A 25426-nucleotide genomic window follows, 5' to 3' on the forward strand; every position below is an offset into this window, starting at 1 on the left:
AGAGTGTGTTTTAATGCGCATCGCTCATTATTTTTGACACCTCTGATTACAAGGCGGCTATGGACACGGGGACGCGACTCAAACTGGTGCGTGAACGCAACAACCTCTCCCAACGGGAACTGGCCCGCCGCAGCGGGCTGACCAATTCGACGATCTCACAGATCGAGCAGAATCGCGTCAGCCCTTCGGTCAGCTCCCTGAAAAAACTGCTCGAAGGCATTCCGATGAGCCTGGCGGAGTTCTTCAGCTTCGACGAGCCGGTGCGCGAAGAGCGCTACGTGTTCCGTGGCAGCGAACAACCAGACCTGGGCCGCAACGGCCTGCGTATGCTGCTGGTCGGAGCCAGTGTCGAAGGCCGGCAGATGCGCATGCTGCGTGAGCTGTATGCACCGGGTGCCGATTCGGGCGAACCGATCGTGCATGCCGAGGGTGAAGAGTGTGGCCTGGTCACCCGCGGCACCGTCGAGTTGTGGGTCGATGGCCAGGTGAGCGTGCTCAACTCGGGCGACGGGTACTACATTCCCACTACCCTGCCGCACAGTTTCAAGAACATCGGCCCGGACGAGGCCGAGATCATCAGCGCCAACACCCCGGCTAACTTCTGATTGCTTCATGCGTGGGGGATGGCACCGGCTTCGCCGGTGTTCGCGGCTAAAGCCGCCCCCACAGGTAAAGCGCCAACCCTGTGGGAGCGCGCATTCAGGTGGGGCTGCCGGCGCCCTGACGCAGAGCCTCTTCGACAAAGTCCAGGCGGTCCTGGCCGAAGAACATCTCGTCACCGACGAAGCAGGTCGGCGCGCCAAACACCCCGCGCCCCACTGCCTCTTCGGTCGCGTGCCTGAGCGCAGCCTTCACCTCGTCATCACCCGCCAGCGCGCGAAATGCTTGCGGGTCGAAGCCGCCCTGGCTGAGCGTCTCGTCGAGGACGGCGCTATCGCCCAGGTTACGGCGCTGCACAAACAGCCCGTTGAACAGCACCGCCACTAACGCCTCGAACCGTTCCGGCGAACGCAGCTGGGTGCCCATTGCCCCGCGCATCAGGGTCAAGGTATTGACCGGGAAACCCGGCGGCAACTCGAACGGAACCCCATAGCGCGCGGCGAAGCGCGCCAGGTCGGTGAACATGTAACGACCCTTGGCCGGAATCATGACCGGCGAGGCGTTGCCGGTGGCCTGGAAAACCCCGCCCAGCAGCATCGGCCGGTAGCGCAGCGTGGCACCCTGGCGGGCACACAGGCCAGGCAGTCGGGTCCATGCCAGGTAGCTGGCCGGGCTGCCCAGGTCAAAAAAGAAATCGACAGTCTTGTGCATGGTTACGGTCCTTGCTCGGTGAAAGGGGTTTACCAGCGTTCCATCCAGGGGCGCAGGTCCAGCTCGAAAGTCCAGGCGTCGCGGGGCTGGGCGTGCAGGAACCAGTAGCTGTCGGCGATGTGGGCCGGGGCGAGGATGCCATCCTGGTCCTTGAGGGCGTAGCGGTCAGGGAAACTGTCACGAATGAAAGCAGTGTCGATAGCCCCGTCCACCACCACATGGGCGACATGGATGTTCCGCGGCCCCAGTTCGCGTGCCATGCTCTGGGCCAGGGCGCGCAAGGCGTGCTTGGCCCCGGCGAAAGCCGCAAAGCCCGCCGCGCCACGGGTGCCGGCGGTGGCACCGGTGAACAGAATGGTGCCGCGCTCGCGCTGGACCATGCGCCGGGCCACCGCCTGAGCGGTAAGGAAACCGGCAAAACAGGCCATCTCCCAGATCTTGAAGTATTTGCGCGGGGTTTCCTCAAGAATGCTACAGGGCACATTGGCGCCGATATTGAACACAAATGCTTCGATCGGGCCGATATCACGCTCGATGGTTTCGACCAGCGCGGCCACCTCCTCCTCCTTGCGCGCATCGGAGCCAAAACCGTGGGCCTGGCCGCCGGCAGCGCGGATTTCGTCCAGCAGCGGCTGCAACTTGTCAGCCTGGCGCCGGGTCACACAGGCAATGTAGCCCTCGCGGGCAAAGCGCTTGGCGATCTCGCCACCGGTGGCATCCCCCGCACCTATCACCAGCACTACTTTTTGTTGTTCTGCCATGCCTGCCTCCATAGGTAAATGATCGTTTAGTAAACGAACGCTATGTTATGATCGCCGCCACCGTCAAGCCCGCCTGCAGAGGCAAGTGAATGCGCTACACCAACGAACACAAGCAGCAAACCCGTCAGCGGTTGCTGGCCAGCAGCGGCGCGCTGGCCAAACGAGGGGGGTTTTCCAGCACCGGTGTGGCCGGGCTGATGAAGGCAATCGGCCTGACCGGTGGCGCCTTCTACAACCACTTCCCGTCCAAGGACGACCTGTTCACCGAGGTAGTGCGGCAGGAACTGTGCAACAGCCCGCTGGCGCGCCTGGCCAACCAGGCGGCCAGCCGCGAACGCCTGGGCCGTTGCCTGCAGCAGTACCTGAGCCTGGCCCACCTGCACAATGCCGAAGGTGGCTGCCCGCTGCCGCCGTTGGGAGTGGAGATTGCCCGGGCCCAAGCCCCCGTGCGCGCGGTGGCCGAGCATTGGCTGGTGGAACTGCACCGGGCCTGGAGCGCGACCCTGGAGGACGACGAGTTGGCCTGGGTGCTGATCAGTCAGTGCGTCGGCGCCTTGCTGGTCGGGCGCATGCTGGCCACAGAAAGCGTGCAGTCGCAGGTACTGGACGCCAGCCGCCACTTCGTCGAGAAGGCCCTGCATGAAGCGGATTAGCCTCCTGCTGGGGCTGCTGCTGGCCCTGCCTGCCCTCGCCGAACAGGCCTGCCCGCCAGGGCAGTACCAGGTGTGCCTGATGGGGTGTTTCTGTGCGCCCATCGACCCCGGGCAAGCCGGGCAGATTTTCAAGGACGTGGAAGTGCTGGCTTCGTCCAGCCTGACCTACGCCTTGCACCAGGCACGCGACGAAGCCACTGCCAGCGGCGTCGAGCCGATCCCGTTGCATATCCGCGCGCAACTCGAACCCTGGTACGACTTTGCCGTACTCGACGTGGCACGCTTCCGGGTAGGTGACGAACAGCAGATGAGCGCGGCCAATGCGCTGCTGCAGAACCCCGACGTGAACGCCGTGACGCTGATCGACACGATCATCTTCCGCCGCCCCGCCGATGCCGAGGACAACGTGGCGTTGTGGGCCCACGAGCTCAAGCATGTGCAGCAGTATCAGCAGTTGGGTGTGGAAGAGTTCGCCCGGCGCTATACGCGCAACTACGACGACCTGGAAGCGCCGGCCTACAAGATCGAGGCCGAGGTCAGCAAGGCGCTGCGCGAGCGTGGTTCAGGGCAGGCGAGATAGTAGCAGCGGCGCTTTACCCTGTGGGAGCGGCCTTGTGTCGCGAAAGGGCTGCGCAGCAGCCCCCTGAGTTCGGCGTGGGGCATATATTGCAGGGGCCGCTTTGCGGCCCTTTCGCGACACAAGGCCGCTCCCACAACCGTTACGCCGCCGAAGCTTCTTCAGCCACCTGCTCACGGCTGGCATAACGCTGCGCCAGCACCGCACAAACCATCAGCTGGATCTGATGGAACAGCATCAGCGGCAGGATCATCGCACCTATGCCACTGCCGACGAACAGTACCTGGGCCATGGGAACGCCAGTGGCCAGGCTCTTCTTCGAACCGGCGAACAGGATGGTAATGCGGTCCTCCAGGTCAAAGCCCAGCAGCTTGCCGAGCAGCCGGGTACCGAACAGCACCACCGCCAGCAATATCCCGCACACGGCAAACAACCCGGCCAGGTGCTGCGGCGATACCGTGTGCCACAGCCCGGTAACCACCGCCTCGCTGAACGCGGTGTAGACCACCAGCAGGATCGAGCCCTGGTCCACCACCTTGAGCCAGCGCGCATTGCGCTTGACCCAGGCGCCGATCCAGCGCCGGGCGACCTGCCCGGCCACGAACGGCACCAGCAGCTGCAGGGTGATCTTCAGCACTGCATCCAGGCCAGAACCGGTATCACCGCTGGCCCCCAGCAACATCATCACCAGCAACGGCGTGAGGAAGATGCCCAGCAGGCTGGATGCCGCCGCGCTGCAAATGGCCGCTGGCACATTACCACGCGCCAGCGAGGTGAAGGCGATGGCCGATTGCACGGTGGCCGGCAACGCACACAGGTAGAGCACGCCCAGGTACAGTTCGTTGCCCACCAACGGCACGAACAGCGGCTTGAACGCCAGGCCCAGCAGCGGGAACAGCACGAAGGTGCAGGAAAACACCAGCAAATGCAGGCGCCAGTGCCCGGCACCGGCGATGATCGCCTCGCGCGACAGCTTGGCGCCGTGCAGGAAGAACAGCAGGCCGATGGCCAGGTTGGTCAGCCAACCGAAATACACCGCGCCGTCGCCCGAGCAAGGCAGCACGGTGGCTATCAGCACCACCCCGAGCAAGGCCAGGGTGAAATTGTCGAATAACATGCGCAAATACTTCATCACAGTTTCCGTCTTGTCATTGTGCAAGGGCAGACGATAAGGTCTTCGGCTTTTCGCCGCTAACGCCGGAACCCCCACCGGTATCGCTCAACGGACACGCTCCAGCACAGGACCCGCCCATGCCCCTCTCCCGCCTGGCTGCACTTGCTGCCGCCCTCACCCTCACCTTGGGCCACAGTGCCGCCCACGCCAATGACCGGTTGCAGGCCAAGGTCGACCAGATCATCCGCCCGCTGATGCAGGAGCAAGGCATCACCGGCATGGCCGTGGCGATCTATGCTCGCGACCACGCGCACTACTTCAGCTATGGCGTGGCCAGCAAGGCCGACAATGTGCCGGTCAGCCGCGACACGCTGTTCGAGATCGGTTCGCTGAGCAAGACCTACACCGCCACCCTGGCCGCACTGGCCAGTGCCGAAGGCAAGCTGGACCTCGATGCTCCGGCCAAGCGCTATCACCCAGCCCTTGCCGGCACATCCATCGGCGACGCGAGCGTGCTGGAGCTGGGCGCCTACAGTGCCGACTGCCTGCCGTTGCAATTCCCGGATGCGGTACAGACACCGCAGCAAGTGGTCGATTTCTTCCGCCACTGGCAACCCCGCGCCAAACCAGGCACCCAGCGCTGCTACTCCAACCCTAGCCTGGGTTTGTTCGGCGACCTGGCCGCCCGCGCGCAACATCAGCCGTTTTCCACACTGATGAGCGAGGGCCTGCTGAAACAGATGGGCCTGGAAAACACCTATCTGCAGGTCCCGGCGAGCGCCCAGGGGCTGTACGCCCAAGGTTACGACGCTGACGACAAGCCAGTGCGTGTCAGCCCCGGCCCTTACGCCGACGAAGCCTACGGCATCAAGACCAGCGCCAGCGACCTGCTGCGCTATGTGCGCCTGCACATGCAGCCGGAGGGCCTGCCCCCGGCGCTGGTGCAAGCCACGGCCATTACCCGGCAGGGCTACTTCCAGGTCGGCGCCATGACCCAGGGCCTGGGTTGGGAGCGCTACCCCTACCCGGTCACGCTAAGCACCTTGGTAGATGGCAATGGCCCGCAGCTTATCCGTGAACCGCAGGCAACCACGCGGCTGCAACCCGCCCAGCCTGCGCTGTCGGCAGCCTGGTACAACAAGACCGGCTCGACCAATGGTTTCGGCGCCTACGCCGCCTTCGTGCCCGCCGAACAACTGGCCGTGGTGTTGCTGGCCAACCGAAATTACCCGAACGAAGCCCGGGTGCGCGCAGCCTTCGACATTCTGTCCGGGCTGTAGTGCCGGCAACGATTGTCGAACAAAACGACAGAATGTAGTGAGAAAAAATATTCACTACAAAACGGTTGACGCCGTTCATCGCCCTTGGGCATGATGAAGCCGTCTCCCCGATCGGGAGCGGTGGCAAGGGTGTTCCAGACGGCCTGCGCGGTAACGCAGGCCGTCCGTGGAGAGGGAAACTGTCCAAAAGGCAGCGTGAGAAAGCCCCTGTTGCGATGCTGCTGTAGCAGCCTTGGTAGAGCGCTACACCGTGGTAGCGCCAACTGTGAAAAATCACCTATGAATGGGTAATGGGGGCTTTATGATGAACTTGAACAACAATCCGACTATCGACCAATTGGCCCAGCTGTTCGCCGTGCGCAAGGACAGCCTTGACGACCATTTGCTGTGGGTCAGCCAGACCGGTGAAGTGCGCCTCGACCGCCTGCCACCGAACACCGTCGAAGATGAATTCGAAGAGCACCTGCCCAGCATGCGTGCCCGCTTCAAGGTCTACCGCCGTGGCCAAGGCTACGTCGGCAAGAAGGCCGCCGCCGACACCGAGTTCGTTGGCCGCGTCCTGCAGACCCTGCAACAAGAATGGCCCGCTGCCCGTGAGCAGCAGGCAGTCAAGGTGATCGAACCGCTCAACTGAGGGTTCCCACCCTTACCTGAGCCCGGCCCGCATAGGCCGGGCTTTTTCATGCCTGGCGCCGCTGGCTGGGGCGTTCCGGCAGCGGCAAGGCGCCGGTTGCCATCGCCCGGGCGCGGTCAACACCCCACACCAGGGCGCGGGTCATGGTCTCGCCTGGCCGTGCGGGGTAGTACTCCTCCAGCAGTGCCCGCCCATCCCCGGCATACAGCCCCAGGAACAGTTGGGTCGCCCCCAGGCGCGACAAGCGAACCTGCACGTCCAGGGTGGTACCGTCACTGAGTGCTTCGTCGTGGCAGCGGCTGTGCAGCTGGGCGTCGGCCCACTGCCAATAGGTCTCTTCCCTGACTCGCATGCGCATTCAATCCTCCGTTGCTGGAATGCCGCGCCAGAAAACCACAGCCTTGGCCATCCTGCGAGCGCTACCCGACAATGCCATGAGGCGGATCAAGAAATGGCAATAAAAACCCCGCCATTCGGCGGGGTTGTGCTGGAGCGGGATCACTTCTTCAGCGGAACCCGCGGCATGAAGCGGCCTTTTTTACTGCGCTGCAGGTGTGCAGGCTGGAGCTGTTCGGAATCATCCAGCGTCATGTGGGCGAAGCCCAGGCGGAATGCCGCTTGGCCGCAACGCACCTGGCTGTTGATCGGGAACGCGTCGTTCAGGTCTTCGAAAAAGGATTCGCTCATGCCCTGTCTCCCTCCAGTGGCGGACGCGCCGGCAACCAGAACAGTTGCCCAGGTAAACGCGACCAGTGAAAGTGAGACTAGCTGGTCATTTGCAGACCGCCCAGGCTGATGCCCTGGACCCGACCAGCGGCAGAACGCTCTACTTCAGGCGCACCGCCGTGCCGGTAGCAAATACCACGACCATGCCGCCCTGTACCGACGGCATGCTGATCTCGAAATCCACCCCCACTACCGCATCGGCTTGCAACTGGCGTGCCCGCGCCTTCAGTTCTTCGGTGGCCTGTTCCCGCGCTTCGCGCAGTGCGCTTTCCAGGGTTTGCGAACGGCCGCCGAAGAAGTCGCGAAAACGTGCAAAGAAATCGCGCACGAAGTTGATGCCCTGCACCGATTCGGAACTGACCACGCCCAGGTATTCGGCAATCGGGTGGCCTTCGAGCTGGCTGGTGGTGGAAATGATCATGGGGTGCACTCCATTGGCCTGGCAAAAAAGGCCGATTCTAACAGAGCGCAATTCCCCTCGCGGATACGCCTCCATTGCGGGAGCGCGCAGTTTTTCAGATTTTCAGTCAGGCTGTGCTTGAAGGGGACAACTACGCGCTGACCGCGCGTAGCCGCTGGCCAATGCGGGCGCCGAACACGTTCACCAGCAACCCGGCCATTACCAGCAAGGCGCCCCAACCCTGGGTTGCAGTCAAACGCTCGCCCAGCAACAACGCCGACGAACTCAGGCCAATCACTGGCACCAGCAGCGAGAATGGCGCCACCTTGCCGGCCGGGTGGCGCGACAGCAGTTTGCTCCACAGGCTGTAGCCGAGCATGGTGGCGACAAACGCCAGGTAGGCCAGGGCCAATACCGAACTCCAGCTGATATTGGCCAGGGCATGGCCAATGCGCTCTGGCCCTTCCAGCCACCAGGAGAGTGCCAGGAACGGCAGTGGCGGGATCAGCCCGCCCCAAATCACCAGCGCCACCAGGTCAACCGAGCCAAAGCGCCGGGTAATGATGTTGCCCAAGCCCCACATGGCGCCGCCACACAGGGTCAGCACCAGCGCCAGCATCGGCACATGGCCACCGTCTTCGCTGCCGATAAGCGCCAGGCCACTGGCCGCTACCAGCAGCCCCAGCACGCTGGCCAGGCGCAGCCGCTCACCGAGGAACAGTGCGGCGAAACCCAGGGTGAAGAACGCCTGCGACTGCAGGATCAGCGAGGCCAGCCCTGGCGGCATGCCGCTGTACATGGCCTGGAACAGGAACGCGAACTGGCCCAGCGAAATGGTCGCACCGTAGGCGATCAGCCAGCGCCAGGGCAGCTTCGGCCGCTTGACCAGCAAGATCGCCGGAAACGCCACCAACAAGAAGCGCAATGCCCCCAGCAACATCGGCGGCAAGCCATCGAGGCCAACCTTGATGACCACGAAGTTGACTCCCCACGCGACAATCACCACCAGCGCGATGAGCAGGTCCTTGAGTGGCATTGCAGCTTCCTTCTTCAGGTTTTCTAGACATATTTCGTTACAGCATAAGGTTATTTCGTTGCCAGGGACCAGCACAGTTGCCGCCGATCATTGCGCAACAGCACACTGTTCAACTCCCAACACACTGCTTGACCCGACTTGTATATACATGCTCACATGATGACCAGGTCATCCGCCTCGCGTCCCCGCCGATGACTGACTCGCTTAGACAAGAACAATGAAGCGGAGCCACTGTATGTCCAGCAAACCCGTACTCGAGCGGCGCTCGATCGACTACATCCCCGAGACTGAACGCCATGGACGCGTGTACAGTCAGTTCACCCTGTGGCTCGGCGCCAACTTGCAAATCACGGCGATCGTGACCGGCGCCCTGGCCGTGGTGCTCGGTGGCGATGTGTTCTGGTCGCTGATCGGCCTGCTGCTCGGTCAAGTGATCGGCGGCGCGGTCATGGCCCTCCATGCCGCTCAGGGCCCTCGTCTGGGGCTGCCGCAGATGATTTCCAGCCGCGTGCAGTTCGGTGTCTACGGCGCGGCCATCCCGATGGTGCTGGTATGCCTGATGTACCTGGGCTTCACCGCCACCGGCACGGTGCTCTCCGGACAGGCGATCGGCCAGTTGCTCAACGTCAGCGACAGCACCGGCATCCTGATGTTCGCCAGCATAATCGTGCTCGCCACCCTGGCCGGATACCGGGTGATCCACTGGATCGGCCGAGTCGCCAGCGTGCTGGGCATCATCGCCTTCGTCTACCTGTTCAGTCGCATCATGCTGCTGGCCGACATCGGGCAGTTACTCGACAATCGCCACTTCAGTTGGGCATCGTTCCTGCTCGCCGTATCGCTGGCGGCGTCCTGGCAGATCGCCTTCGGCCCCTATGTGGCCGACTACTCGCGCTACCTGCCCAGTAACACGTCACCACTCAAAACCTTCCTCGCCGCGGGTCTGGGTTCGGTGATCGGCGCCCAGGCGTCAATGATCCTCGGGGTGTTCGCCGCCGCCATCGCCGGTGCCCGGTTCTCCGGTCACGAAGTGGCCTACATCGTCGGCCTGGGTGGCGCCGGCAGCACCGCAGCGCTGCTGTATTTCTGCATCGCCTTTGGCAAGGTGACCATCTCGACGCTGAATTCCTATGGCAGCTTCATGTGCATTGCCACCATCATCAGCGGCTTCCGTGGCCACCTGGCGATCAGCCGTGCACAGCGCCTGCTGTTCGTGCTGGGCATCGTCGGCGCCGCCACCCTGGTGGCTTTGCTTGGCCAGCATTCGTTTCTCAGCGCGTTCAAATCCTTCATCCTCTTCCTGCTGACGTTCTTTGTGCCGTGGAGCGCGGTCAACCTGGTCGACTACTACTTCATCACCAAGGAGCGATACGACATCCCCGCCCTTGCCGACCCGCAGGGCCGATACGGCCGCTGGAACTGGCCAGGAATCATCGTCTACACGGTGGGCGTGTTGATACAGATGCCGTTCATCGACACCAAACTGTACACAGGGCCGCTGGTCGCGCACCTGGGCGGTGTGGATATCTCGTGGCTGATCGGCCTGGTAGTGCCGAGCGTGCTGTACTACTGGGTGGCACGGCGGCGGGCGCAAGAGGCACCGGCAGCGATGATCGTGCCTGAGCTCCGCTAAGCCCCTCGCCGACAGCGTAGAAACGTCTTGCCCTCGCAAGCGCGATGCGAGGGCAAGACGGCTTTCACCGCGAGCGCGCCAATGTCAACGACGATAGTCCGGCGCGACTCGCTCCAGCATCCGCAACAACGCCGCCCACGCCAGCTGCAGCGCATCCGGATCCGTCAGCTCGCCCTGCTTCAAGCCCCGCCCCGGATCATTGAACTGCCGCTCGGTATGCGTACACACTTCGGCGGGCGGTAAAATCACCTGCCCGGCACTCTGTGCCGCCAACTGGATCTCGCAGGCCTTCTCCAGGTAGTACATGCGCAGGAACGCTTCGGCCACGCTGCGCCCGGTGGTCAGCAGACCATGGTTGCGCAGGATCATCACCGGCTTGTCGCCCAGGTCGGTCACCAGGCGTTGCTGCTCATCCATGTCCAGCGCAATCCCTTCGTAGGCGTGGTACGCCACCTTGCCGTAAAACTCCATGGACATCTGGTTGAGCGGTAGCAGCCCGCACTCCAGCGCGGCCACTGCGCAACCTGCCCGGGTGTGGGTATGCAGCACGCAATGGGCATCCTCGCGGGCGGCGTGGATGGCACTGTGAATGACGAAACCGGCCGGGTTGACCGGGTGCGGCGTCGGTTCGACCGGCCGGCCCTGCAGGTCGATCTTCACCAGGCTCGAGGCCGTGATCTCATCGAACAACAGGCCGTACGGGTTGATCAGGAAGTGATGTTGCGGCCCCGGCAGGCGCAGGGAAACATGGGTGAAGATCAGGTCGCTCATGCGCAAATGGGCGATCAGTCGATAGCAGGCGGCCAGCTCCTGGCGCAGGCTTTGTTCCGTAGCGTTCATCATCGTTGTCCCTGTGCAGAAAGCTACTTGCTGGCCCACGCATTGAAGCGCTGCTCCAGCTCTTCTCCATGGTCGACCCAGAATTCCACATTCATCGCCAACGCCCCTTGCAGGTTTTGCGGCGAAGTAGGCACCCAACTGGCCAAGGACGGGTCAAGCTTCGCTGCCGCCCGGGTGTTGGTCGGCCCATACGGAATCTGCTCCACATAGCGCACCTGGGTATCCGGCTGGTTGGCATAGGCGATCAGCCGCTTGGCCTGGTCGACATGCCGCGAGCCCTTGATGATCGCCCAGTAATCCATGCCATACAGGCTGCCAGGCCAGACCACCGCCAGCGGGCTGCCCTGTTGAGCCGCCACGGCGATGCGCCCGCTGTAGGTCGAGGTCATCACCACGTCACCCGCCGCCAGCCACTGGGCAGGCTGGGCGCCGGCGTCCCACCACTGGATATACGGCTTCAGTTCGCCGAGTTTGGCAAAAGCACGCTCGACCCCGGCCGGCGTGGCCAGCACCTGGTACACATCCTCGACCTTGACCCCGTCGGCCATCAGGGCGAACTCCAGGTTGTACACCGCACGCTTGCGCAGGCCGCGCTTGCCCGGGTACTTGTTCACGTCCCAGAAGTCGGCCCACGACGCCGGCGCCTGGGCCAGCTTGCTGCGGTCATAGGCGATGGCCACGCTCCATACCAGCGCGGCCGAGCCACAGGCCTGCGCAGCATCGGCAATCAGTTCGCCCGCGTGCCCCAGGCGCTGCCAGTCCAGCTGCTCGTAAATACCCTCGTCGCAGCCGCGCATCAGGTCAGGCCCTTCGATCTGCACCACGTCCCAGTCGACATTGCCGGTATCTGCCATTACCTGGATCCGCGCCATTTCACCGTTGTACTCGCTCTGGATCAGCTTGCTGCCATCCTGGGCACTGAACGGCTTGAAGATCGCCTCGTCCTGGGCTTTCTGGCCTGCACCACCGTAGCCGACCACGACCATCTGCGGTGCCGCTTGCGCACTGCCCAGGCCCATGGCCAGCAACGCTGCGCAAAAGCCGCTTACACGTGGGAATACCTGCATCGTAGTTGCCTCCTGCCGGTGCCCGAGGGGCCCGTTTTCTTGTTGTAGTGAGGTCACGCCCTCGCCACGAGGGTGAGAAAAACCTAGTCGCCGAGCAGTAAAAAAACAAGTTGATTTTTTACTGGAGCTACACTTTCATAACAAAACAAGAACAACACCGCACCGGAGCCGCCTGTATGCAGACCGCCTTCCCTCACCTGTTCGACGCCTTGCAGATCCGCGGCAAACGCTTGAAAAACCGCATCATGTCCACCGGCCACGACACCTGCCTGCCCACCGACAACCTGGTCAACGACAAGCTCATCGCCTACCAGCGCGCCCGCGCTGCCGGTGGCGTCGGCCTGATCGTGCTGCAGGTGGCCGGGGTTCATGACAGCGCCCGCTACACCTCGCATGTGCTGATGGCCACCGACGATGCCTGCATCGAGGGCTACCGCCAGCTTGCCGAGGCCTGCCATGAGCATGGCACCGTGGTGCTGTCGCAACTGTTCCACCCTGGGCGGGAGATCATGGAATCGGCGGACGGCTTGCTGGCGGTGGCCTACTCGGCATCCGCGGTGCCCAATGAACGCTTCCGGGTGATGCCGCGCGCACTGGACCAGGCAATGATCGACGAGATCGTTCAGGGCTATGCCAGCGCTGCACGCCGCCTGCACCAGGCCGGGCTGGATGGCGTTGAAGTGGTGGCCAGCCATGGCTACCTGCCTGCGCAGTTCCTCAACCCGCGGGTAAACCAGCGCACAGACGGCTACAACGGTGAACTGGAGCAGCGCCTGCGGTTCCTGCGCGAAGTGCTGGCCGCCGTACGCGCGGCCACCGACGAGCAGTTCATCATCGGCCTGCGCATCAGTGCCGACGAGCGCGACAGCCAGGGGCTGAGCGAGGACGAGTCGCTGGCCGCAGCGGTTGCCCTGCAGGGCCAGCTCGATTACCTGCACATTGTTGCCGGCACGTCGGCGTCCCTGGGCGGCGCGGTGCATATCGTGCCGCCGATGGCCATCGAGCCGGCATACCTGGCCCGTGAGGCCGGCACCTTCAAGCAACACCTGGATATCCCGCTGTTCGTCACCGGCCGTATCAACCAGCCACAGGAAGCCGAACTGATCCTGGCCCGTGGCCAGGCCGATGTCTGCGGCATGACCCGTGCGCTGATCTGCGACCCGCAGATGCCGAACAAGACCGAGCAGGGCCAGGTCGAGGACGTACGTGCCTGCATTGCCTGCAACCAGGCCTGCATCGGCCATTTCCACCGTGGCCTGCCCATTTCCTGCATCCAGCGGCCGGAAACCGGCCGCGAGTTGCAGTACGGGCAGCTGACACCCACCCCCCATCCCAAACGTATTCTCGTGGCCGGTGGCGGGCCCGCCGGCATGAAAGCCGCCGCAGTAGCCGCTGCGCGCGGGCATCAGGTCACGCTGTACGAAGCGGGCCCGCAGCTCGGCGGCCAGGTGCTGCTGGCCCAGTTGCTGCCACGGCGCAGCGAGTTCGGTGGCGCCAGTACCAACCTGCAACGGGAAATGGCCCTGGCGGGCGTGGAAGTGGTGCGCAACACCCGGGTCGACCGCGCACTGGTCGCGCGTGAACGCCCCGACCTGGTGATCGCGGCCACCGGTGCCACCCCCTACTGGCCGGCGTTCGAGCGTACCGGTGATCTACAGGTAGTGGATGCCTGGCAAATACTGCGCAATGAAGCAAAACCGGGGCGCTCGGTGCTGGTGATCGACTGGCGCTGCGACTGGATCGGCCCAGGCATCGCCGAACGCCTGGTGCGCGAAGGCCACCAGGTACAACTGGCGGTCAATGGCACCCATTGCGGCGAAAGCCTGCCGCTGTACGTGCGCGACCAACTGGCCGGCGAGCTGCATCGCCTGGGCATCCCCATCACACCCTATGCCCGCCTGTATGGCAGCGACGACAACACGGTGTACCTGCAGCACACCGCCAGCGGCGAACCGATGATCTTCGAAGGCATCGACACCCTGGTACTGTGCCTGGGCCATCAACCGGAAGACCGCCTGGCCATGGAGCTGGCTGGCCTGGTGGAGGTGCGCCGCGTTGGCGACTGCCTGGCGCCGCGTACCGTCGAAGAAGCGATTCATGATGGCCTGACGGTTGCCTGGGCGCTCTGAGGCTGTACATACTGCAGCTTTTACGATGGACCGACGTGCATGAGCCAACTCCCCCAGCCCCCCACCAGCGAAGCCGGGGGCGCCGCGCCGCAGTTTCTCGGCAGCCGCATTCGCGGCCTGCGCAAGCGCCGTGGCATGACCCTGGCGGAGCTGGCCACGCACAGTGAACTGACCGCTGGCTACATCAGCCAGCTGGAGCGCAACCTCTCCTATCCGTCGATCCCGGCGCTGTTCAACATCGCCCGCAGCCTGGGTGTAACCATCCAGTGGTTCTTCGCCAGTGAAGCCACCACTGCGCCCGAGGACCAGGGCTATGTGGTACGACGCAACAGCCGCCTGAGCGTGCACTACGAAGATGGCATCGTCGATCAACTGCTCACGCCCCAGCCCAACCGCCAGCTGGAAATCCTGCATTCGCGCTTCCCACCGGGCAGCTACAGCCAGCAGAGCTACAGCCATGACGGTGAAGAGGCTGGCTACATCCTCAGTGGCAGCTTCGAGCTGTGGGTGGGCGAACGGCATTTCCAGCTGGGTGAGGGGGACAGTTTCAGCTTCTCGAGCCAGGAACCGCATCGCTATGGCAACCCCGGCGAGGTGGATGCCGTGGTGATCTGGGTAATCACGCCGCCAACATTCTGAAGCATGCTCGCTCCCCAATATCCAGCAACAGGGTCTACCTTGTTAACCGAACTTTAGAGGAGCACCACCATGAAGCAGATCCTGATCATTGGCGCGGGCTTTGCCGGCCTGTGGAGCGCGCTCAGCGCCGTCCGCCAGCTTGACCTCCATGGCCGCAAGGATGTCGAGGTCACCTTGCTTGCCCCCCAGGCCGAGCTGCATGTGCGCCCGCGCTTCTACGAACCCGACGTACACACCATGGCCGCGCCGTTGCAGGAGCTGTTCGATGCCGTCAACGTCCGCTTCGTGCAAGGCACGGCCTTCCACATCGATGAAGCGGCCCGCCGCGTCAGCTACCGCACCCGCAGCGGCACCCAGTGCGCCCTGCCCTACGACCGGCTGATCATGGCCTGCGGCAGCGAGCTCAACCGGCCTGACATGGTCGGCATCGAGCATGTGTTCGATGTCGACAAGCTCGACAGCGCCGCGCGCCTGGAAACCCATCTGAAATCACTGGCCAGCCTGCCCGACACACCGGCACGCAATACCGTAGTGGTGGCCGGCGGTGGCTTTACCGGCATCGAGACCGCCACCGAACTGCCGGCCCGCCTGCGCGAAATCCTCGGAGAGGGCCCGGCGTTGCGCGTGGTGGTGGTCGACCGTGGGGCGAGGATTGGCGCATCCCTGGGTGATGGCATCCGCCCCGCCATCGAGCAGGCCTCCGAGGCCCTGGGCGTGGAGTGGATCTGTGGCGCCACGGTAGCCTCGGTGGACCCTGCCGGCGTGCAGCTGGACAACGGCCAGCGCATCGACGCCAGCACGGTGATCTGGACCGTGGGCTTCAAGGCCAACCCGCTCACCGAACAGATCAGTGGCGAGCGCGACCGCCAGGGCCGCTTGCATGTCGATGGCAATCTCAAGGTGGCAGGCAATGCTGCCGTGTACGCAGCGGGTGATGTGGCCTACGCCGCCTGCGACGAGCTTGGCAACTACGCGGTGATGTCCTGCCAGCATGCGATTCCGTTGGGACGTCATGCAGGCAACAATGCGGCGGCCGAGCTGATTGGCGTGGCACCGAAGACCTACAGCCAGCCCAAGTACGTGACCTGCCTGGACCTTGGGGCCTGGGGAGCGGTGTATACCGAAGGGTGGGAGCGCACGGTGTCGCCACCGGAGGACAAGGCCGAGGCCAAGGTGTTGAAGGCGCAGATCAATACGGTGTGGATCTATCCGCCAGCAGCCGATCGTGCCACGGCGCTGGCGGCGGCTGACCCTGCTATTCCAGTGGCCTGAGGCCGCTCCCACAGAGTTCGCGCAAGCCTTAGAGGCTTGCGCAAGACAGCAGGATCAGGCAGCAGCAAACAGCTCGTTGGCAATCTGCGCCTGGGCAGCATCGATCGCCTGGCTGCGGTGCTCAGGGCCATAGGCCAGGCCATGGGCACGGACGATTTCCAGGTCGGTGACACCGATGAAGCCCAGGAACACCTTGAGGAAGTCCTCATGCCCGGCGCCAGTCGGCTGGCCAGCGTGCAGGCCACCAGCGGTGGAAACCAGCACTACCTTCTTGTTGCCGCACAGGCCTTCCGGGCCGGCTTCGGTGTAGCGGAAAGTCTTGCCGGCGACGGCGACGCGGTCGATCCAGGCCTTGAGCTGGGTCGGCACGGTGAAGTTGTACATCGGCGCACCAATCACCACGGCATCGGCAGCCAGGAACTCTTCCAGGGTTTCCGCGCTCAGCTTGGCTTCGAAGGCCTGGGCTGCGTCGCGCATGTCTTCCGGGGTACCAGCCGCTACCAGGGTAGCCGCAGAGAAGTGGGCGATGGCATCAGCGGCCAGGTCGCGGTACACCACTTCCACGCTCGGGTCGGCGGCTTTCCAGGCTTCGACCACTTCGCGGCTCAGTTGGCGGGAGGCGGAATTGTCGCCCAGGATGCTCGAATCGATATGCAACAGTTTCATGGGACTCTCCTGTGAATGAAGACCGCGATGTTGGGCGATCACGATGGGGAGAATCCTACCGACCTCACCAATGGCTGATAAGTCGGCAAAAATGCGTTAGTTTGTCCCACAGATGGAACAGTGAGACATTCCCATGCAAGACCTCAACGACCTCTTCTACTTTGCCCGCGTAGTCGAAGCCGGTGGTTTCGCCGCTGCCGGCCGCCAGCTGGGCATCCCCAAGTCGCGCCTGTCGCGGCGTATCGCCGAGCTTGAAGAACGCCTGGGCACACGCTTGCTGCAACGCACCACCCGGCAACTGAAGCTCACCGCGGTGGGCGAGCGCTACCTGCACCACTGCCAGGCCATGCTGCTGGAAGCCGAAGCCGCCGATGAAGCCGTGGCCAGCATGAGCAGCGAACCGCGCGGGCGTTTGCGGGTGTCCTGCCCGGTGGCATTGGCCCACGCCTTCCTGCCAGATGTGATCAGCCGATTTCTCGCGCAGTACCCGCTGGTGCAACTGGACATGGTGCTGCTCAACCGCCGGGTCGACCTGATTTCCGAAGGCATCGACGTAGCCTTGCGCGTGCGCGACCTGGGCGATGAAGACCCGGCCCTGGTCACCCGCCGCCTGCGCCAGGCACAGATGCAACTGGTTGCCGCGCCTGGTTTCGCCGACCACATCCGCGAACCGGGCGAACTGGCCTCATTGCCGGTGCTGGGCGCCGCCGAGGCAGACCGGCTGGTACACTTCCGCCTGTTCGGCCCCCATGGCAAGCAGCAGGAAATCGCCCTTGAACCGCGCCTTGCCATCGATGATTTCGTAGTACGTAATGCTGCTGTACGCGCTGGCCTCGGGTTTACCGCGCTGCCCAGCATGTTCTGCGAGGAAGAGCTGGAACGCGGCGAACTGGTGCGCCTGCTGCCCGACTGGTCGCTACCGGGTGGCTACTTGCAGGCGGTGTACCCGCACCGGCGCGGTTTGCTGCCTGCGGTACGGGTGTGGATCGATCATCTGGCGACGTCGTTCGAGGCCTGTGGAGAAAAGTATGTCTGAGCGAACCATGAGCGAAGCCGAGGTGGCGGCGTTTTGCCTGAGCCTGCCGGGTGCGCGGGAAGACTACAAATGGGGCGGCATTCGGGTGTTTTCGGTGGCAGGCAACAAGATGTTCGCGGTGCTCGACCTGGCAGGTGCGGGGCTGTCGTTCAAGGTGGCCGACGAACTGTTTCTCGGCTATTGCGACCGCCCGGGGGTGCGGCCTGCGCCGTACCTGGCGAGGGCGCGATGGATCAGCATGGCGCTGCCCTACCCCATGGGGCGTGATGAGCTGTGTGATGCGTTGCAACGCTCGCACCAGCTGGTGGTGCGGCGGTTGCCGAAGCGGTTGCAGGTGGGGTTGGTGATCTAGATACCCTGTGCCGGCCTCTTCGCGGGCTTGCCCGCGAAGAGGCCGGCACAGCCACCTGTCAACCAAAAGCCAGATAGCGCCCACCAAGAAACAGCCAGTCCGCCCAGAACACCTGGTGCACTAGGACAATGCCCCAGAACACCAACTGGTACGACACCTTGCGCGTCTTGTGCCGATACAGCTGCTGCGCCAGCAGCGCCCCCGGCCAGCCGCCCAGCAGCTCACTGGCATGCAGCACTTTCTCGGGCGTTCGCCAGGCCTGGGTACGCGCCTGCTGTTTATCCTGCCAATACAACAGCAGGCTGATCAGGCTCATTGCCGGGTACAGCGCCAGCGGCCACCAGGCCTGATCGACCCAGGCCATGCGCGCCGCGCCCAGACCCGGCAGCAGGCACAGCAGGCCCAACACCAGCAGCTTCAGGCGCACATTACGTACGCCCTCCCCCCTTTGCCCCCGTGCGGCCTCAGCCATGAGCCGTCGCCCAGTCAACCCAGCCAAACTGCCAGGTCGCCAGAATCAGCAGGCCAAAGGCAATGCGATACCAGGCGAACGCCGCGTAGCTGTGGTTGGCAATGAACTTGAGCAGGCCACGCACGGCAATCATGGCAAAGATGAACGAGGTCACGAAGCCAATGGCAAAGACCGGCAGGTCGCCGGGCTGGAACAGGTCGCGGTACTTGTAGCCCGAGTACACCGCAGCACCGACCATGGTCGGCATCGCCAGGAAGAACGAGAACTCGGTCGCTGCCTTGCGCGACAGGCCGAACAGCAGGCCACCGATAATGGTCGAGCCGGAGCGCGATGTGCCCGGGATCATCGCCAGGCACTGGATGAAGCCGATCTTCAGCGCGTGGCTCCAGCGCATGTCGTCCACGTGGTCCACCTCCACGCGGTGCTCGCGGCGCTCGGCCCACAGCATGATCACCCCGCCCACCACCAGCGCCGCCGCCACGGTGATCGGGTTGAACAGATATTCGTGAATCAGGTCGGCGAACAGCACACCCAGCACCACTGCCGGCAGGAACGCCAGCAACAGGTTACCGGTGAAACGCCGCGCCGTGGGCTGGCTGGTCAGGCCGAAGACCACGTCGAAGATCTTGCCGCGAAACTCCCATACCACCGCCAGGATCGCCGCCAGCTGAATGATGATGTTGAAGGCCATGGCCCGTTCGCCGCCAAACCCGATCAGGTCGGCGACGATGATCTGGTGGCCAGTACTGGAGATCGGCAGAAACTCCGTCAGCCCTTCGACCACGCCTAAGATGATTGCCTGGAAGGCAGTCCAAAAATCCATCGTTCCCCCGATGGAGCGCTGCTCGTTGCAGGCCCCTTGTTCTTGATTTGCTTGAAATTGCCGCACGCGGCCCGGCTGTTTTACAGCGACTGTTGGGCGCAATGCCAGTAGAAAAGTTCACGCCGCCTAAAGGTTTCATCTGGCGCGGCCGAAATCCTAGCAGAGCGCCTTTGCAAACGCCTTGTACAACCTGCTGCAGACTATTGGATGGATAGCACTTAGCCATTAGTCGGGTGGGGGCCAGACGCAAAGCATGCTTGGATGCGCCTGAATAAAAAGAACAATGCGGGAGCTGTGGGATGAAAACCCTGAGATCGATGTCTATCAGCCGCCGTCTGTGGCTGATCCTTTTGGTGGCGGTGGCCATGCTGGTGGTATTGGGCCTGCTGATGCTGCGCCAGATCCACGGTGACCTGTACCAGGCCAAAGCGGAAAAGACCCGCCACGTGGTGCAGACCGCAGCCGGTGTGCTGGCCTATTACCAAGGCCTGGAGGCGGCCGGCACGCTCAGCCGCGAAGCCGCCCAGCAACAGGCACTGCAAGTGGTACGCGCGCTGCGCTACGACCACGATGACTACTTCTGGATCAACGACCTGGGGCCGAAGATGATCATGCATCCGGCCAACCCCAAGCTCGACGGCCAGGACCTGTCGGCCATCCGCGACCCCGATGGCTTTGCCGTCTTCAACGAGATGGTCGCCCTGGCCCGACAGCAGGATGCCGGGCCGGTCAACTACCGCTGGCCCAAGCCCGGTGCCAGCGAGCCGGTGGCCAAGACGTCCTATATCCAGCTGTTCAAGCCGTGGGGCTGGATCATCGGCTCAGGCGTGTACGTCGACGACGTGCAGGCCGAATTCGCCCGTCAGTTGCGCGATGCCTCGCTGGTGGGCGTGGCCATTGCTCTGCTGATGGCGCTGGTGGTCATGCTGATTGCCCGCAGCATCGCCCGCCCGTTGCAAGAGGCAGTGCAGGCCATGGGTAACATCGCCAGCGGCGAAAGCGACCTGACCCGGCGCCTGGACACTCACGGTCGCGACGAAATCACCCAGCTGGGCGAGCACTTCAACCGCTTCAACGGCAAGCTGCAAGGCGTGATCGGCCAGTTGCAAGGGGCAGCACATGCCCTGGCCCAGTCCGCCGGACATGTCGGCGACAATGCCGGGGCCGCGCAACAGCACAGTGCCCAGCAATCGTTGCAGATGGACCAGGTGGCCACTGCGGTCAACGAAGTGACCTACGCCGTGCAGGACGTGGCCAAGACCGCCGAGCAGGCTGCCGGGGAAATGCGCACCGCGCAACAGCAGGTGGCACACGGTCAGGAGGCCATTCACGGCAGCCTGGCGCAGATCGACCGGCTGTCGCTGACCATCGACCAGGCCGTGCAGGTGATCCGTGACCTGGCCGGGCACAGCACGCGCATCGGTGGTGTGCTGGACGTGATCCGCTCCATCGCCGAACAGACCAACCTGCTGGCGCTGAACGCAGCCATCGAGGCGGCGCGGGCCGGCGAGCAAGGCCGTGGCTTTGCCGTTGTCGCCGACGAGGTCCGCCTGCTGGCCCAGCGCACGGCGCAGTCGACGGCCGAGATCCATACCATGATCGAGCACCTGCAAAGCCAGTCGGACGCTGCGGTCAAAGCCATCGACACCAGCAGCGAGGCCTCGCGCCAGACCGTCGAGCAGGCCCACGAGGCCGGTGCCAGCCTGGATGCCATCAACCAGGCGCTGAACAACCTCACCGCGTTGAATGCCTCCATTGCCAGCGCCACCTTGCAGCAGTCGCATGTAGTCGAAGAGATCAACCGCAATGTGCTGGATACGGCGGGGTTGTCCCAGCAGACCGCCGATGCGGCGCGACAGTCCAGCGATGCCGGGGTGGCACTGGGGCAGTTGAGCGAAGAGCTGGAGCAGCTGTTGCGGCAGTTCCGGGTATAAGGCCAAGCCCCTGTGGTCGCGTAGATAACTGAAATTGCAAGCAATCCGCGTACCCTGTGGGAGCGGCTTTAGCCGCGAAGAATCCAGCGCGGTGTTTGCACCGGCTGCGCCGGTATTCGCGGCTAAAGCCGCTCCCACAGGCTCCCTGCTAACTCAATGAGTCATGTGCAGTCCTGTGGGAGTGGCCCCAACGCCCTACACCTTCCCCGGCCGACCCGCTACAATCGCGCCCCTCCCCCGTAGTCTCCAAGGATCGCCGATGTCCGGCCTTGAACTCATCGCCGCCGTCCTCGGCGTCACCGCTGTCTGGCTCACGGTCAAGCAGAACGCCTGGTGCTGGCCGATCGGCCTGGTCATGGTGCTGATCTATGGTTGGCTGTTCTACGAAGTCAAGCTGTATTCGGGCATGCTGCTGCAACTGGCCTACGCCATCCTGCAAGTTTACGGCTGGTGGCAATGGAAGCGCCCAGGCCATGCTGAAGACGCCCGCCAGGTCTCACGCCTGCAACGCCCGGCATTGTTCACCGGCCTGGCCGTCGGGGTGCTGCTGAGCGCCGCCCTGGGCGCGGTCATGGCCAACTGGACCGACGCCGCCCTGCCCTGGCTGGACGCCAGCCTGACCGGCTTCAGCCTGGTGGCACAACTGTGGATGGCGCAGAAGCGCCTGCAGTGCTGGCCGCTGTGGGTGGTGGTAGACATCGTCTACGTGGGCTTGTACCTGCACCAGCAGCTGTACTTCACCGCGGGCTTCTTCGCCGTGCTGACCCTGATTGCCGTGCGCGGCTGGCTGGAATGGCGCCGTGACCCGGCGCTGGTGCAGCCATGAGCGCGGCGCAGGCCATGAAAGTGGTGGTGCTGTGCGGCCCGGAATCCAGCGGCAAAAGCTGGCTCAGCGGGGTGATCCAAGCGCATTTCGGCGGCGTGGTAGTGGCCGAATACGTGCGCCACTTCATCGACCAGGAAGGCCGCGACACCTGCTACGCCGATATCCCCACCATCGCCCGCGGCCAGCTGGCCTGGGAAGACCACGCCCGCGAGCAGGCGCCGCCGCTACTGATTCTCGACACTCACCTGCTCAGCAACATGCTCTGGAGCCACGCCCTCTTCGACGACTGCCCTGCCTGGCTGGAACAGGCTTTGCTGGCGCGGCATTACCACCTGCATCTGTTGCTAAGCCCGCAGGGCGTGGATTGGGTTGCCGATGGCCAGCGCAGCCAGCCCGAACTGAGCGACCGCCAGCGCTTTTTCGACGACAGCCTGCACTGGCTGCAACGGCATGACCAGGCATACCAAATAATTGAAGGCAATTGGCCACAGCGCCAGTTGCTGGCACTGCAAACAGTGGCTAAGCTCATTGATGGCGATGCGCCATCCTGCCCCTCCGAATGTTAACCCACTGACACACTCCAAGGGGCAAAGGCCCCGAAATTGCGGGGTTTCCCCCTGCTTCGGGGGTAGTGTCAAGCCGCTGATACACCCTTGCAAAGACCCTTCCAATCAAGGCCACCACGGGCTTTGCCGGCAGCGCTCACGGCTGCCTGTTTCAACCCTGAGACAGAATACGCCGCAGTTTGTCAGGCATTGACCTTAAGCTGTTGATCTGAAAACGCTTCTCAAAAGCGGCACACCTTCTGCTCGCTCCTTCGTATCGCTGAACAGGGCCAGCGTTCTATAGAAGGAGTTGCCGTCGTGAGGAAACCTGACAAAGGCCTTTATTACCTGTTGCTGATGAGCTGTGTGCTGGGCTCGTTGAGCCTGACGGCCCAGGCCGACAACGGCATCATCGTGATAACCCGTGATGTGCAGACACGGAACGCCGTGGTCCCGCCGTTGCGACCCGACCCGAACCCCACCACCGCCAACGCCAACCCTTCCGCCCACATCCTCAAGCAAACCAGCGAACTGAGTGATGGCGACTTCGCCAACATCAGCAGCGGTGCGGGTATCAGCACGCTGATTACCCAGCAGACCAACAACCTGGGCGGCAACCTCAACAATCAGACCCAGTTGCCCAACCTGGCCGGTGGCCGTGGTACAGGCTCGGGCAGTGGCATCTCGAACATGGTCAATTCGAGTTTGCAGCGCGGCCTGGCGCCGCTGCAGATCCTGACCGGAGGCAAGTGAGATGAAGCACACGCTGCTGATCCTGGCCACATTGTGCAGTACTTCGGCCTTCGCGCAATCCCCGGTTCCGGTGATCAACAACGCAGACATCAATAGTTCGGGCAGCCGTTACCAGGGCAACCTGTCGGTCAACCAGGCAGCCGGTGACCAGCAGCAACAAGCCAACGCCCGCGCCTTCGCCGTGGGGCCCGGGGCCAGCGCCACTACGCTGATCCGCCAACGCCTGAACACCCCCGCAGCCCCGGCGATGGATGCCCGCTCGAGCATCCAGGGCAACGCCTTCAGCAACGGCAGCGGTGCCCTCGGGGTGAACCAGAGCGCCGGCGCCAACACCCAGCAAGCCAATGCACTGCGCATAAGCCTCAGTGCCCAGCCGCAAAGCATCGACGACAGCGTCCTCATGCAACAGAACGTGGCGCTGTTCAACAACTCCGATCCAGCTGACACCCCACCCGGCCATCGCCAGGTCACCACCAGTGACCAGGCATTCACCGGTGGCCGCGGGGTGATCCAGCTGAATCAGAGTGCCGGGGTGGGAAACCGAATGGCCAACACCTTGAGCATACGGGTCGCGGATTGACCCATCCAGTTAAGAACAACACTTAACCTATAAAGTACGGAGAATCACCATGAAACCCTCGATGGCAATCAAGCCTCTGGTTTTCGCAATTGCTGCGATCATGGCTGTTGCTGTACAAGCTGGGCAAAATGATCGGCGTAATGACCACCATAACGGCCACCACCATAACAATGGTCATCACACGCCTCCCCCAACCAAGATCCCTGTGTATGCAACGGCCAATGCCTGGGACAGTCAGAGCAGCACCGACAACACCATCACCAACCAAGGGACCATCAACGAAGCCGAGATGAACCAGTCGGCCGTTGGCGCCAGCGGTAACGTCGGTGTCAACGTTGCGGCCGGTAACGGCAACCAGCAGGACAACGCCGCGGCCATTGCCAACGCAGCGTCCGACTCGAGCCTGGACAACAGCTTTGTCTTCGGCACCGCCGAAGCCACCGCTGACGTTCGCCAGTACAGCAACGGCAACCGCGTCGACAACTGGTCTACCCAGTCTTCGGCGATCATGAGCGGCTCGGCCGACGGCGCTGAAGGCAACGTGGGTGTCAACATTGCTGGCGGCGACCTGAACCAGCAGAAAAACACCATGGCCATTGCCAACACCCACGCACCACTGGGTAACGCCACGGCCACTGCCTCTGCCGACCAGGACGGCCCAGGCCTGGTGGTGAACAACAGCGCCGACCGCACCTACCGGGTTGATACGCTGACCTTCACCAAATCGGCCAGCGGCAGTGCCTCTCGGGAAAGCGCGTCGAACCTGAGCATCGACAAGAGCTCGTCGTCGAGCTTCGAGAAGCGGGGCAGCAACAGCTGGGATGCCAGCGGCTCCAAGTCGGTGGATGTCAGCGGCTCGCGCAACAAGGAATCGAGCTCCAGCTACAACGCGACGCTGAGCGCGACCCTGGAAGCGGCCGCCGAAGCTTCGCACACCGTCACCCGCGACCATGGCCGTCACGACCACACTCGCAGCGAGTCTGTGGACGCTTCGCTGAGCGCATCGCTTGAGGCGTCCATCGAAAAAACCCGCGACAAGTCGTCCAGTTCGTCGTTCCAGAAGTCGTTTGACTCCTCGTTCGAGGAAGCTTTCGACTCCTCCTTCGAGAAATCGGGTAGCAAGCAGAAGGAGTCGTCGAAAGACGTGGTGAAGAGCTACAGCGAAAGCAGCTCGTACGACCTGAGCAATACCGTGTCCTTCCAGGTACTGACCCCGACCGGCTGGGCTAACCCTGTGACCAACACCGCAACCCTGAGCGGTTCGGTGAACGGTGGCAGCGGCAACCTGGGCGTGAACGTGGCAGCCGGTGTGGGCAACCAGCAGAGCAACTCGCTGGCCATCTCCAACACCTCGTTCTGATCGTTGT

The 25426-nt window shown here is 63.5% G+C and carries 29 protein-coding genes; 17 read left to right on the top strand and 12 right to left on the bottom strand.

Going from position 1 to position 25426, the window contains the following annotated elements; translation table 11 throughout:
• Positions 1 to 59 precede the first annotated feature (59 nt).
• Positions 60 to 605 (top strand): cupin domain-containing protein, encoded by a 546-nt coding sequence (locus tag ACIQYU_RS19275; protein WP_046616603.1) that lies wholly within the window; start codon positions 60 to 62, stop codon positions 603 to 605.
• Between the two features lie 94 nt (positions 606 to 699).
• On the opposite strand, the gene ACIQYU_RS19280 is transcribed toward ACIQYU_RS19275, so the two are convergent.
• Together ACIQYU_RS19280 and ACIQYU_RS19285 are read right to left on the bottom strand one after the other, a co-directional pair.
• Positions 700 to 1311 (bottom strand): 2-hydroxychromene-2-carboxylate isomerase, encoded by a 612-nt coding sequence (locus tag ACIQYU_RS19280; RefSeq protein ID WP_207835027.1) that lies wholly within the window; start codon positions 1309 to 1311, stop codon positions 700 to 702.
• 29 nt (positions 1312 to 1340) lie between these two features.
• Complete coding sequence (locus ACIQYU_RS19285) at positions 1341 to 2072, bottom strand: SDR family oxidoreductase (protein WP_207835040.1); 732 nt, start codon at positions 2070 to 2072, stop codon at positions 1341 to 1343.
• 89 nt (positions 2073 to 2161) lie between these two features.
• On the opposite strand from ACIQYU_RS19285, the gene ACIQYU_RS19290 reads away from it, so the two are divergent.
• A complete protein-coding gene (locus ACIQYU_RS19290) occupies positions 2162 to 2725 on the top strand; it encodes a TetR/AcrR family transcriptional regulator (RefSeq protein ID WP_241106634.1) in 564 nt (187 codons plus the stop codon).
• Entirely contained in the window at positions 2712 to 3305 is a 594-nt protein-coding gene (locus ACIQYU_RS19295) for a DUF4157 domain-containing protein (RefSeq protein ID WP_402801552.1), read from the top strand. Before ACIQYU_RS19290 ends, ACIQYU_RS19295 begins: the two co-directional genes overlap by 14 nt.
• Before the next feature lie 139 nt (positions 3306 to 3444).
• On the opposite strand, the gene ACIQYU_RS19300 is transcribed toward ACIQYU_RS19295, so the two are convergent.
• The gene (locus ACIQYU_RS19300; protein WP_207835046.1) at positions 3445 to 4434 is read right to left on the bottom strand and encodes a bile acid:sodium symporter family protein; all 990 of its coding nucleotides are present in this window, start codon (positions 4432 to 4434) and stop codon (positions 3445 to 3447) included.
• A gap of 119 nt (positions 4435 to 4553) precedes the next feature.
• Between ACIQYU_RS19300 and ampC the strand changes: the two genes are divergently transcribed.
• Positions 4554 to 5696 (top strand): class C beta-lactamase, encoded by a 1143-nt coding sequence (gene ampC, locus ACIQYU_RS19305; protein ID WP_402801556.1) that lies wholly within the window; start codon positions 4554 to 4556, stop codon positions 5694 to 5696.
• Between the two features lie 301 nt (positions 5697 to 5997).
• Positions 5998 to 6330 (top strand): hypothetical protein, encoded by a 333-nt coding sequence (locus ACIQYU_RS19310; RefSeq protein ID WP_003253895.1) that lies wholly within the window; start codon positions 5998 to 6000, stop codon positions 6328 to 6330.
• Positions 6331 to 6376: 46 nt separating this feature from the next.
• Here ACIQYU_RS19310 and ACIQYU_RS19315 read toward each other — a convergent pair whose 3' ends face one another.
• The 4 genes from ACIQYU_RS19315 to ACIQYU_RS19330 all read right to left on the bottom strand — a co-directional run bounded on the left by ACIQYU_RS19315 (position 6377) and on the right by ACIQYU_RS19330 (position 8492).
• Complete coding sequence (locus ACIQYU_RS19315) at positions 6377 to 6688, bottom strand: hypothetical protein (protein ID WP_343582637.1); 312 nt, start codon at positions 6686 to 6688, stop codon at positions 6377 to 6379.
• Between the two features lie 140 nt (positions 6689 to 6828).
• Positions 6829 to 7017 (bottom strand): hypothetical protein, encoded by a 189-nt coding sequence (locus ACIQYU_RS19320; RefSeq protein ID WP_003253897.1) that lies wholly within the window; start codon positions 7015 to 7017, stop codon positions 6829 to 6831.
• 139 nt (positions 7018 to 7156) lie between these two features.
• On the bottom strand, positions 7157 to 7477 hold the full coding sequence (locus ACIQYU_RS19325) for a YbjQ family protein (RefSeq protein ID WP_207835052.1): 321 nt from the start codon (positions 7475 to 7477) through the stop codon (positions 7157 to 7159).
• 130 nt (positions 7478 to 7607) lie between these two features.
• Positions 7608 to 8492: an EamA family transporter gene (locus tag ACIQYU_RS19330; protein WP_233687418.1), complete on the bottom strand. Its 885-nt coding sequence runs from the start codon at positions 8490 to 8492 to the stop codon at positions 7608 to 7610.
• Between the two features lie 235 nt (positions 8493 to 8727).
• Here ACIQYU_RS19330 and ACIQYU_RS19335 point away from each other — a divergent pair, with 235 nt between their 5' ends.
• A complete protein-coding gene (locus tag ACIQYU_RS19335; protein ID WP_233687419.1) occupies positions 8728 to 10125 on the top strand; it encodes a cytosine permease in 1398 nt (465 codons plus the stop codon).
• Positions 10126 to 10209: 84 nt separating this feature from the next.
• Here the strand turns inward: ACIQYU_RS19335 and ACIQYU_RS19340 are convergent, their stop codons facing one another.
• Both ACIQYU_RS19340 and ACIQYU_RS19345 read right to left on the bottom strand, forming a co-directional pair.
• Entirely contained in the window at positions 10210 to 10965 is a 756-nt protein-coding gene (locus tag ACIQYU_RS19340) for a class II aldolase/adducin family protein (protein WP_207835071.1), read from the bottom strand.
• A gap of 23 nt (positions 10966 to 10988) precedes the next feature.
• Positions 10989 to 12032, bottom strand: coding sequence for an ABC transporter substrate-binding protein (locus tag ACIQYU_RS19345; RefSeq protein ID WP_207835073.1), 1044 nt, complete (start codon positions 12030 to 12032; stop codon positions 10989 to 10991).
• Positions 12033 to 12208: 176 nt separating this feature from the next.
• Here ACIQYU_RS19345 and ACIQYU_RS19350 point away from each other — a divergent pair, with 176 nt between their 5' ends.
• The 3 genes from ACIQYU_RS19350 to ACIQYU_RS19360 all read left to right on the top strand — a co-directional run bounded on the left by ACIQYU_RS19350 (position 12209) and on the right by ACIQYU_RS19360 (position 16072).
• Positions 12209 to 14161 carry an FAD-dependent oxidoreductase gene (locus ACIQYU_RS19350; protein ID WP_207835082.1) on the top strand — a complete coding sequence of 651 codons (1953 nt, stop codon included), beginning with the start codon at positions 12209 to 12211 and terminating at the stop codon, positions 14159 to 14161.
• 39 nt (positions 14162 to 14200) lie between these two features.
• Positions 14201 to 14800: a helix-turn-helix domain-containing protein gene (locus ACIQYU_RS19355; RefSeq protein WP_063914864.1), complete on the top strand. Its 600-nt coding sequence runs from the start codon at positions 14201 to 14203 to the stop codon at positions 14798 to 14800.
• A gap of 69 nt (positions 14801 to 14869) precedes the next feature.
• Positions 14870 to 16072, top strand: coding sequence for an NAD(P)/FAD-dependent oxidoreductase (locus tag ACIQYU_RS19360; RefSeq protein WP_207835084.1), 1203 nt, complete (start codon positions 14870 to 14872; stop codon positions 16070 to 16072).
• A gap of 54 nt (positions 16073 to 16126) precedes the next feature.
• Here ACIQYU_RS19360 and ACIQYU_RS19365 read toward each other — a convergent pair whose 3' ends face one another.
• Complete coding sequence (locus ACIQYU_RS19365; protein ID WP_049277030.1) at positions 16127 to 16738, bottom strand: FMN-dependent NADH-azoreductase; 612 nt, start codon at positions 16736 to 16738, stop codon at positions 16127 to 16129.
• Positions 16739 to 16871: 133 nt separating this feature from the next.
• On the opposite strand from ACIQYU_RS19365, the gene ACIQYU_RS19370 reads away from it, so the two are divergent.
• Both ACIQYU_RS19370 and ACIQYU_RS19375 read left to right on the top strand, forming a co-directional pair.
• Positions 16872 to 17774, top strand: coding sequence for a LysR substrate-binding domain-containing protein (locus ACIQYU_RS19370; protein ID WP_207835094.1), 903 nt, complete (start codon positions 16872 to 16874; stop codon positions 17772 to 17774).
• On the top strand, positions 17767 to 18126 hold the full coding sequence (locus ACIQYU_RS19375) for an MmcQ/YjbR family DNA-binding protein (RefSeq protein ID WP_207835096.1): 360 nt from the start codon (positions 17767 to 17769) through the stop codon (positions 18124 to 18126). Before ACIQYU_RS19370 ends, ACIQYU_RS19375 begins: the two co-directional genes overlap by 8 nt.
• 58 nt (positions 18127 to 18184) lie before the next feature.
• Here the strand turns inward: ACIQYU_RS19375 and ACIQYU_RS19380 are convergent, their stop codons facing one another.
• Complete coding sequence (locus tag ACIQYU_RS19380) at positions 18185 to 18598, bottom strand: DUF1294 domain-containing protein (protein WP_063914868.1); 414 nt, start codon at positions 18596 to 18598, stop codon at positions 18185 to 18187.
• A complete protein-coding gene (locus tag ACIQYU_RS19385; protein WP_003258998.1) occupies positions 18591 to 19421 on the bottom strand; it encodes an undecaprenyl-diphosphate phosphatase in 831 nt (276 codons plus the stop codon). The genes ACIQYU_RS19380 and ACIQYU_RS19385 overlap by 8 nt, the downstream gene beginning before the upstream one ends.
• 299 nt (positions 19422 to 19720) lie before the next feature.
• On the opposite strand from ACIQYU_RS19385, the gene mcpP reads away from it, so the two are divergent.
• From mcpP to ACIQYU_RS19415, 6 genes are all read left to right on the top strand, one after another.
• On the top strand, positions 19721 to 21355 hold the full coding sequence (gene mcpP, locus ACIQYU_RS19390; RefSeq protein ID WP_207835106.1) for a methyl-accepting chemotaxis protein McpP: 1635 nt from the start codon (positions 19721 to 19723) through the stop codon (positions 21353 to 21355).
• 259 nt (positions 21356 to 21614) lie between these two features.
• On the top strand, positions 21615 to 22181 hold the full coding sequence (gene pnuC, locus ACIQYU_RS19395; protein WP_402801575.1) for a nicotinamide riboside transporter PnuC: 567 nt from the start codon (positions 21615 to 21617) through the stop codon (positions 22179 to 22181).
• On the top strand, positions 22178 to 22747 hold the full coding sequence (locus tag ACIQYU_RS19400) for an AAA family ATPase (protein ID WP_402801578.1): 570 nt from the start codon (positions 22178 to 22180) through the stop codon (positions 22745 to 22747). The genes pnuC and ACIQYU_RS19400 overlap by 4 nt, the downstream gene beginning before the upstream one ends.
• Positions 22748 to 23044: 297 nt before the next feature.
• Positions 23045 to 23479, top strand: a complete 435-nt coding sequence (locus ACIQYU_RS19405) for a hypothetical protein (RefSeq protein WP_233687424.1) — start codon at positions 23045 to 23047, stop codon at positions 23477 to 23479.
• Between the two features lies 1 nt (position 23480).
• Positions 23481 to 24059, top strand: coding sequence for an adhesin (locus tag ACIQYU_RS19410; RefSeq protein ID WP_233694195.1), 579 nt, complete (start codon positions 23481 to 23483; stop codon positions 24057 to 24059).
• Positions 24060 to 24108: 49 nt separating this feature from the next.
• On the top strand, positions 24109 to 25419 hold the full coding sequence (locus ACIQYU_RS19415) for a heme utilization protein (RefSeq protein ID WP_207835116.1): 1311 nt from the start codon (positions 24109 to 24111) through the stop codon (positions 25417 to 25419).
• Positions 25420 to 25426 lie beyond the last annotated feature (7 nt).

Source organism: Pseudomonas sp. NPDC096925, assembly GCF_044762545.1.
In the GTDB taxonomy this organism is placed as follows: Bacteria; Pseudomonadota; Gammaproteobacteria; order Pseudomonadales; family Pseudomonadaceae; genus Aquipseudomonas.

What these genes read in the sequence shown, in the direction of transcription:
- ACIQYU_RS19275 (WP_046616603.1), top strand. Translation starts at nt 60, where the DNA reads ATGGACACGGGGACGCGACTCAAACTGGTGCGTGAACGCAACAACCTC.
- ACIQYU_RS19280 (WP_207835027.1), bottom strand. Translation starts at nt 1,311, where the DNA reads ATGCACAAGACTGTCGATTTCTTTTTTGACCTGGGCAGCCCGGCCAGC.
- ACIQYU_RS19285 (WP_207835040.1), bottom strand. Translation starts at nt 2,072, where the DNA reads ATGGCAGAACAACAAAAAGTAGTGCTGGTGATAGGTGCGGGGGATGCC.
- ACIQYU_RS19290 (WP_241106634.1), top strand. Translation starts at nt 2,162, where the DNA reads ATGCGCTACACCAACGAACACAAGCAGCAAACCCGTCAGCGGTTGCTG.
- ACIQYU_RS19295 (WP_402801552.1), top strand. Translation starts at nt 2,712, where the DNA reads ATGAAGCGGATTAGCCTCCTGCTGGGGCTGCTGCTGGCCCTGCCTGCC.
- ACIQYU_RS19300 (WP_207835046.1), bottom strand. Translation starts at nt 4,434, where the DNA reads ATGAAGTATTTGCGCATGTTATTCGACAATTTCACCCTGGCCTTGCTC.
- ampC (WP_402801556.1), top strand. Translation starts at nt 4,554, where the DNA reads ATGCCCCTCTCCCGCCTGGCTGCACTTGCTGCCGCCCTCACCCTCACC.
- ACIQYU_RS19310 (WP_003253895.1), top strand. Translation starts at nt 5,998, where the DNA reads ATGATGAACTTGAACAACAATCCGACTATCGACCAATTGGCCCAGCTG.
- ACIQYU_RS19315 (WP_343582637.1), bottom strand. Translation starts at nt 6,688, where the DNA reads ATGCGCATGCGAGTCAGGGAAGAGACCTATTGGCAGTGGGCCGACGCC.
- ACIQYU_RS19320 (WP_003253897.1), bottom strand. Translation starts at nt 7,017, where the DNA reads ATGAGCGAATCCTTTTTCGAAGACCTGAACGACGCGTTCCCGATCAAC.
- ACIQYU_RS19325 (WP_207835052.1), bottom strand. Translation starts at nt 7,477, where the DNA reads ATGATCATTTCCACCACCAGCCAGCTCGAAGGCCACCCGATTGCCGAA.
- ACIQYU_RS19330 (WP_233687418.1), bottom strand. Translation starts at nt 8,492, where the DNA reads ATGCCACTCAAGGACCTGCTCATCGCGCTGGTGGTGATTGTCGCGTGG.
- ACIQYU_RS19335 (WP_233687419.1), top strand. Translation starts at nt 8,728, where the DNA reads ATGTCCAGCAAACCCGTACTCGAGCGGCGCTCGATCGACTACATCCCC.
- ACIQYU_RS19340 (WP_207835071.1), bottom strand. Translation starts at nt 10,965, where the DNA reads ATGAACGCTACGGAACAAAGCCTGCGCCAGGAGCTGGCCGCCTGCTAT.
- ACIQYU_RS19345 (WP_207835073.1), bottom strand. Translation starts at nt 12,032, where the DNA reads ATGCAGGTATTCCCACGTGTAAGCGGCTTTTGCGCAGCGTTGCTGGCC.
- ACIQYU_RS19350 (WP_207835082.1), top strand. Translation starts at nt 12,209, where the DNA reads ATGCAGACCGCCTTCCCTCACCTGTTCGACGCCTTGCAGATCCGCGGC.
- ACIQYU_RS19355 (WP_063914864.1), top strand. Translation starts at nt 14,201, where the DNA reads ATGAGCCAACTCCCCCAGCCCCCCACCAGCGAAGCCGGGGGCGCCGCG.
- ACIQYU_RS19360 (WP_207835084.1), top strand. Translation starts at nt 14,870, where the DNA reads ATGAAGCAGATCCTGATCATTGGCGCGGGCTTTGCCGGCCTGTGGAGC.
- ACIQYU_RS19365 (WP_049277030.1), bottom strand. Translation starts at nt 16,738, where the DNA reads ATGAAACTGTTGCATATCGATTCGAGCATCCTGGGCGACAATTCCGCC.
- ACIQYU_RS19370 (WP_207835094.1), top strand. Translation starts at nt 16,872, where the DNA reads ATGCAAGACCTCAACGACCTCTTCTACTTTGCCCGCGTAGTCGAAGCC.
- ACIQYU_RS19375 (WP_207835096.1), top strand. Translation starts at nt 17,767, where the DNA reads ATGTCTGAGCGAACCATGAGCGAAGCCGAGGTGGCGGCGTTTTGCCTG.
- ACIQYU_RS19380 (WP_063914868.1), bottom strand. Translation starts at nt 18,598, where the DNA reads ATGGCTGAGGCCGCACGGGGGCAAAGGGGGGAGGGCGTACGTAATGTG.
- ACIQYU_RS19385 (WP_003258998.1), bottom strand. Translation starts at nt 19,421, where the DNA reads ATGGATTTTTGGACTGCCTTCCAGGCAATCATCTTAGGCGTGGTCGAA.
- mcpP (WP_207835106.1), top strand. Translation starts at nt 19,721, where the DNA reads ATGAAAACCCTGAGATCGATGTCTATCAGCCGCCGTCTGTGGCTGATC.
- pnuC (WP_402801575.1), top strand. Translation starts at nt 21,615, where the DNA reads ATGTCCGGCCTTGAACTCATCGCCGCCGTCCTCGGCGTCACCGCTGTC.
- ACIQYU_RS19400 (WP_402801578.1), top strand. Translation starts at nt 22,178, where the DNA reads ATGAGCGCGGCGCAGGCCATGAAAGTGGTGGTGCTGTGCGGCCCGGAA.
- ACIQYU_RS19410 (WP_233694195.1), top strand. Translation starts at nt 23,481, where the DNA reads ATGAAGCACACGCTGCTGATCCTGGCCACATTGTGCAGTACTTCGGCC.
- ACIQYU_RS19415 (WP_207835116.1), top strand. Translation starts at nt 24,109, where the DNA reads ATGAAACCCTCGATGGCAATCAAGCCTCTGGTTTTCGCAATTGCTGCG.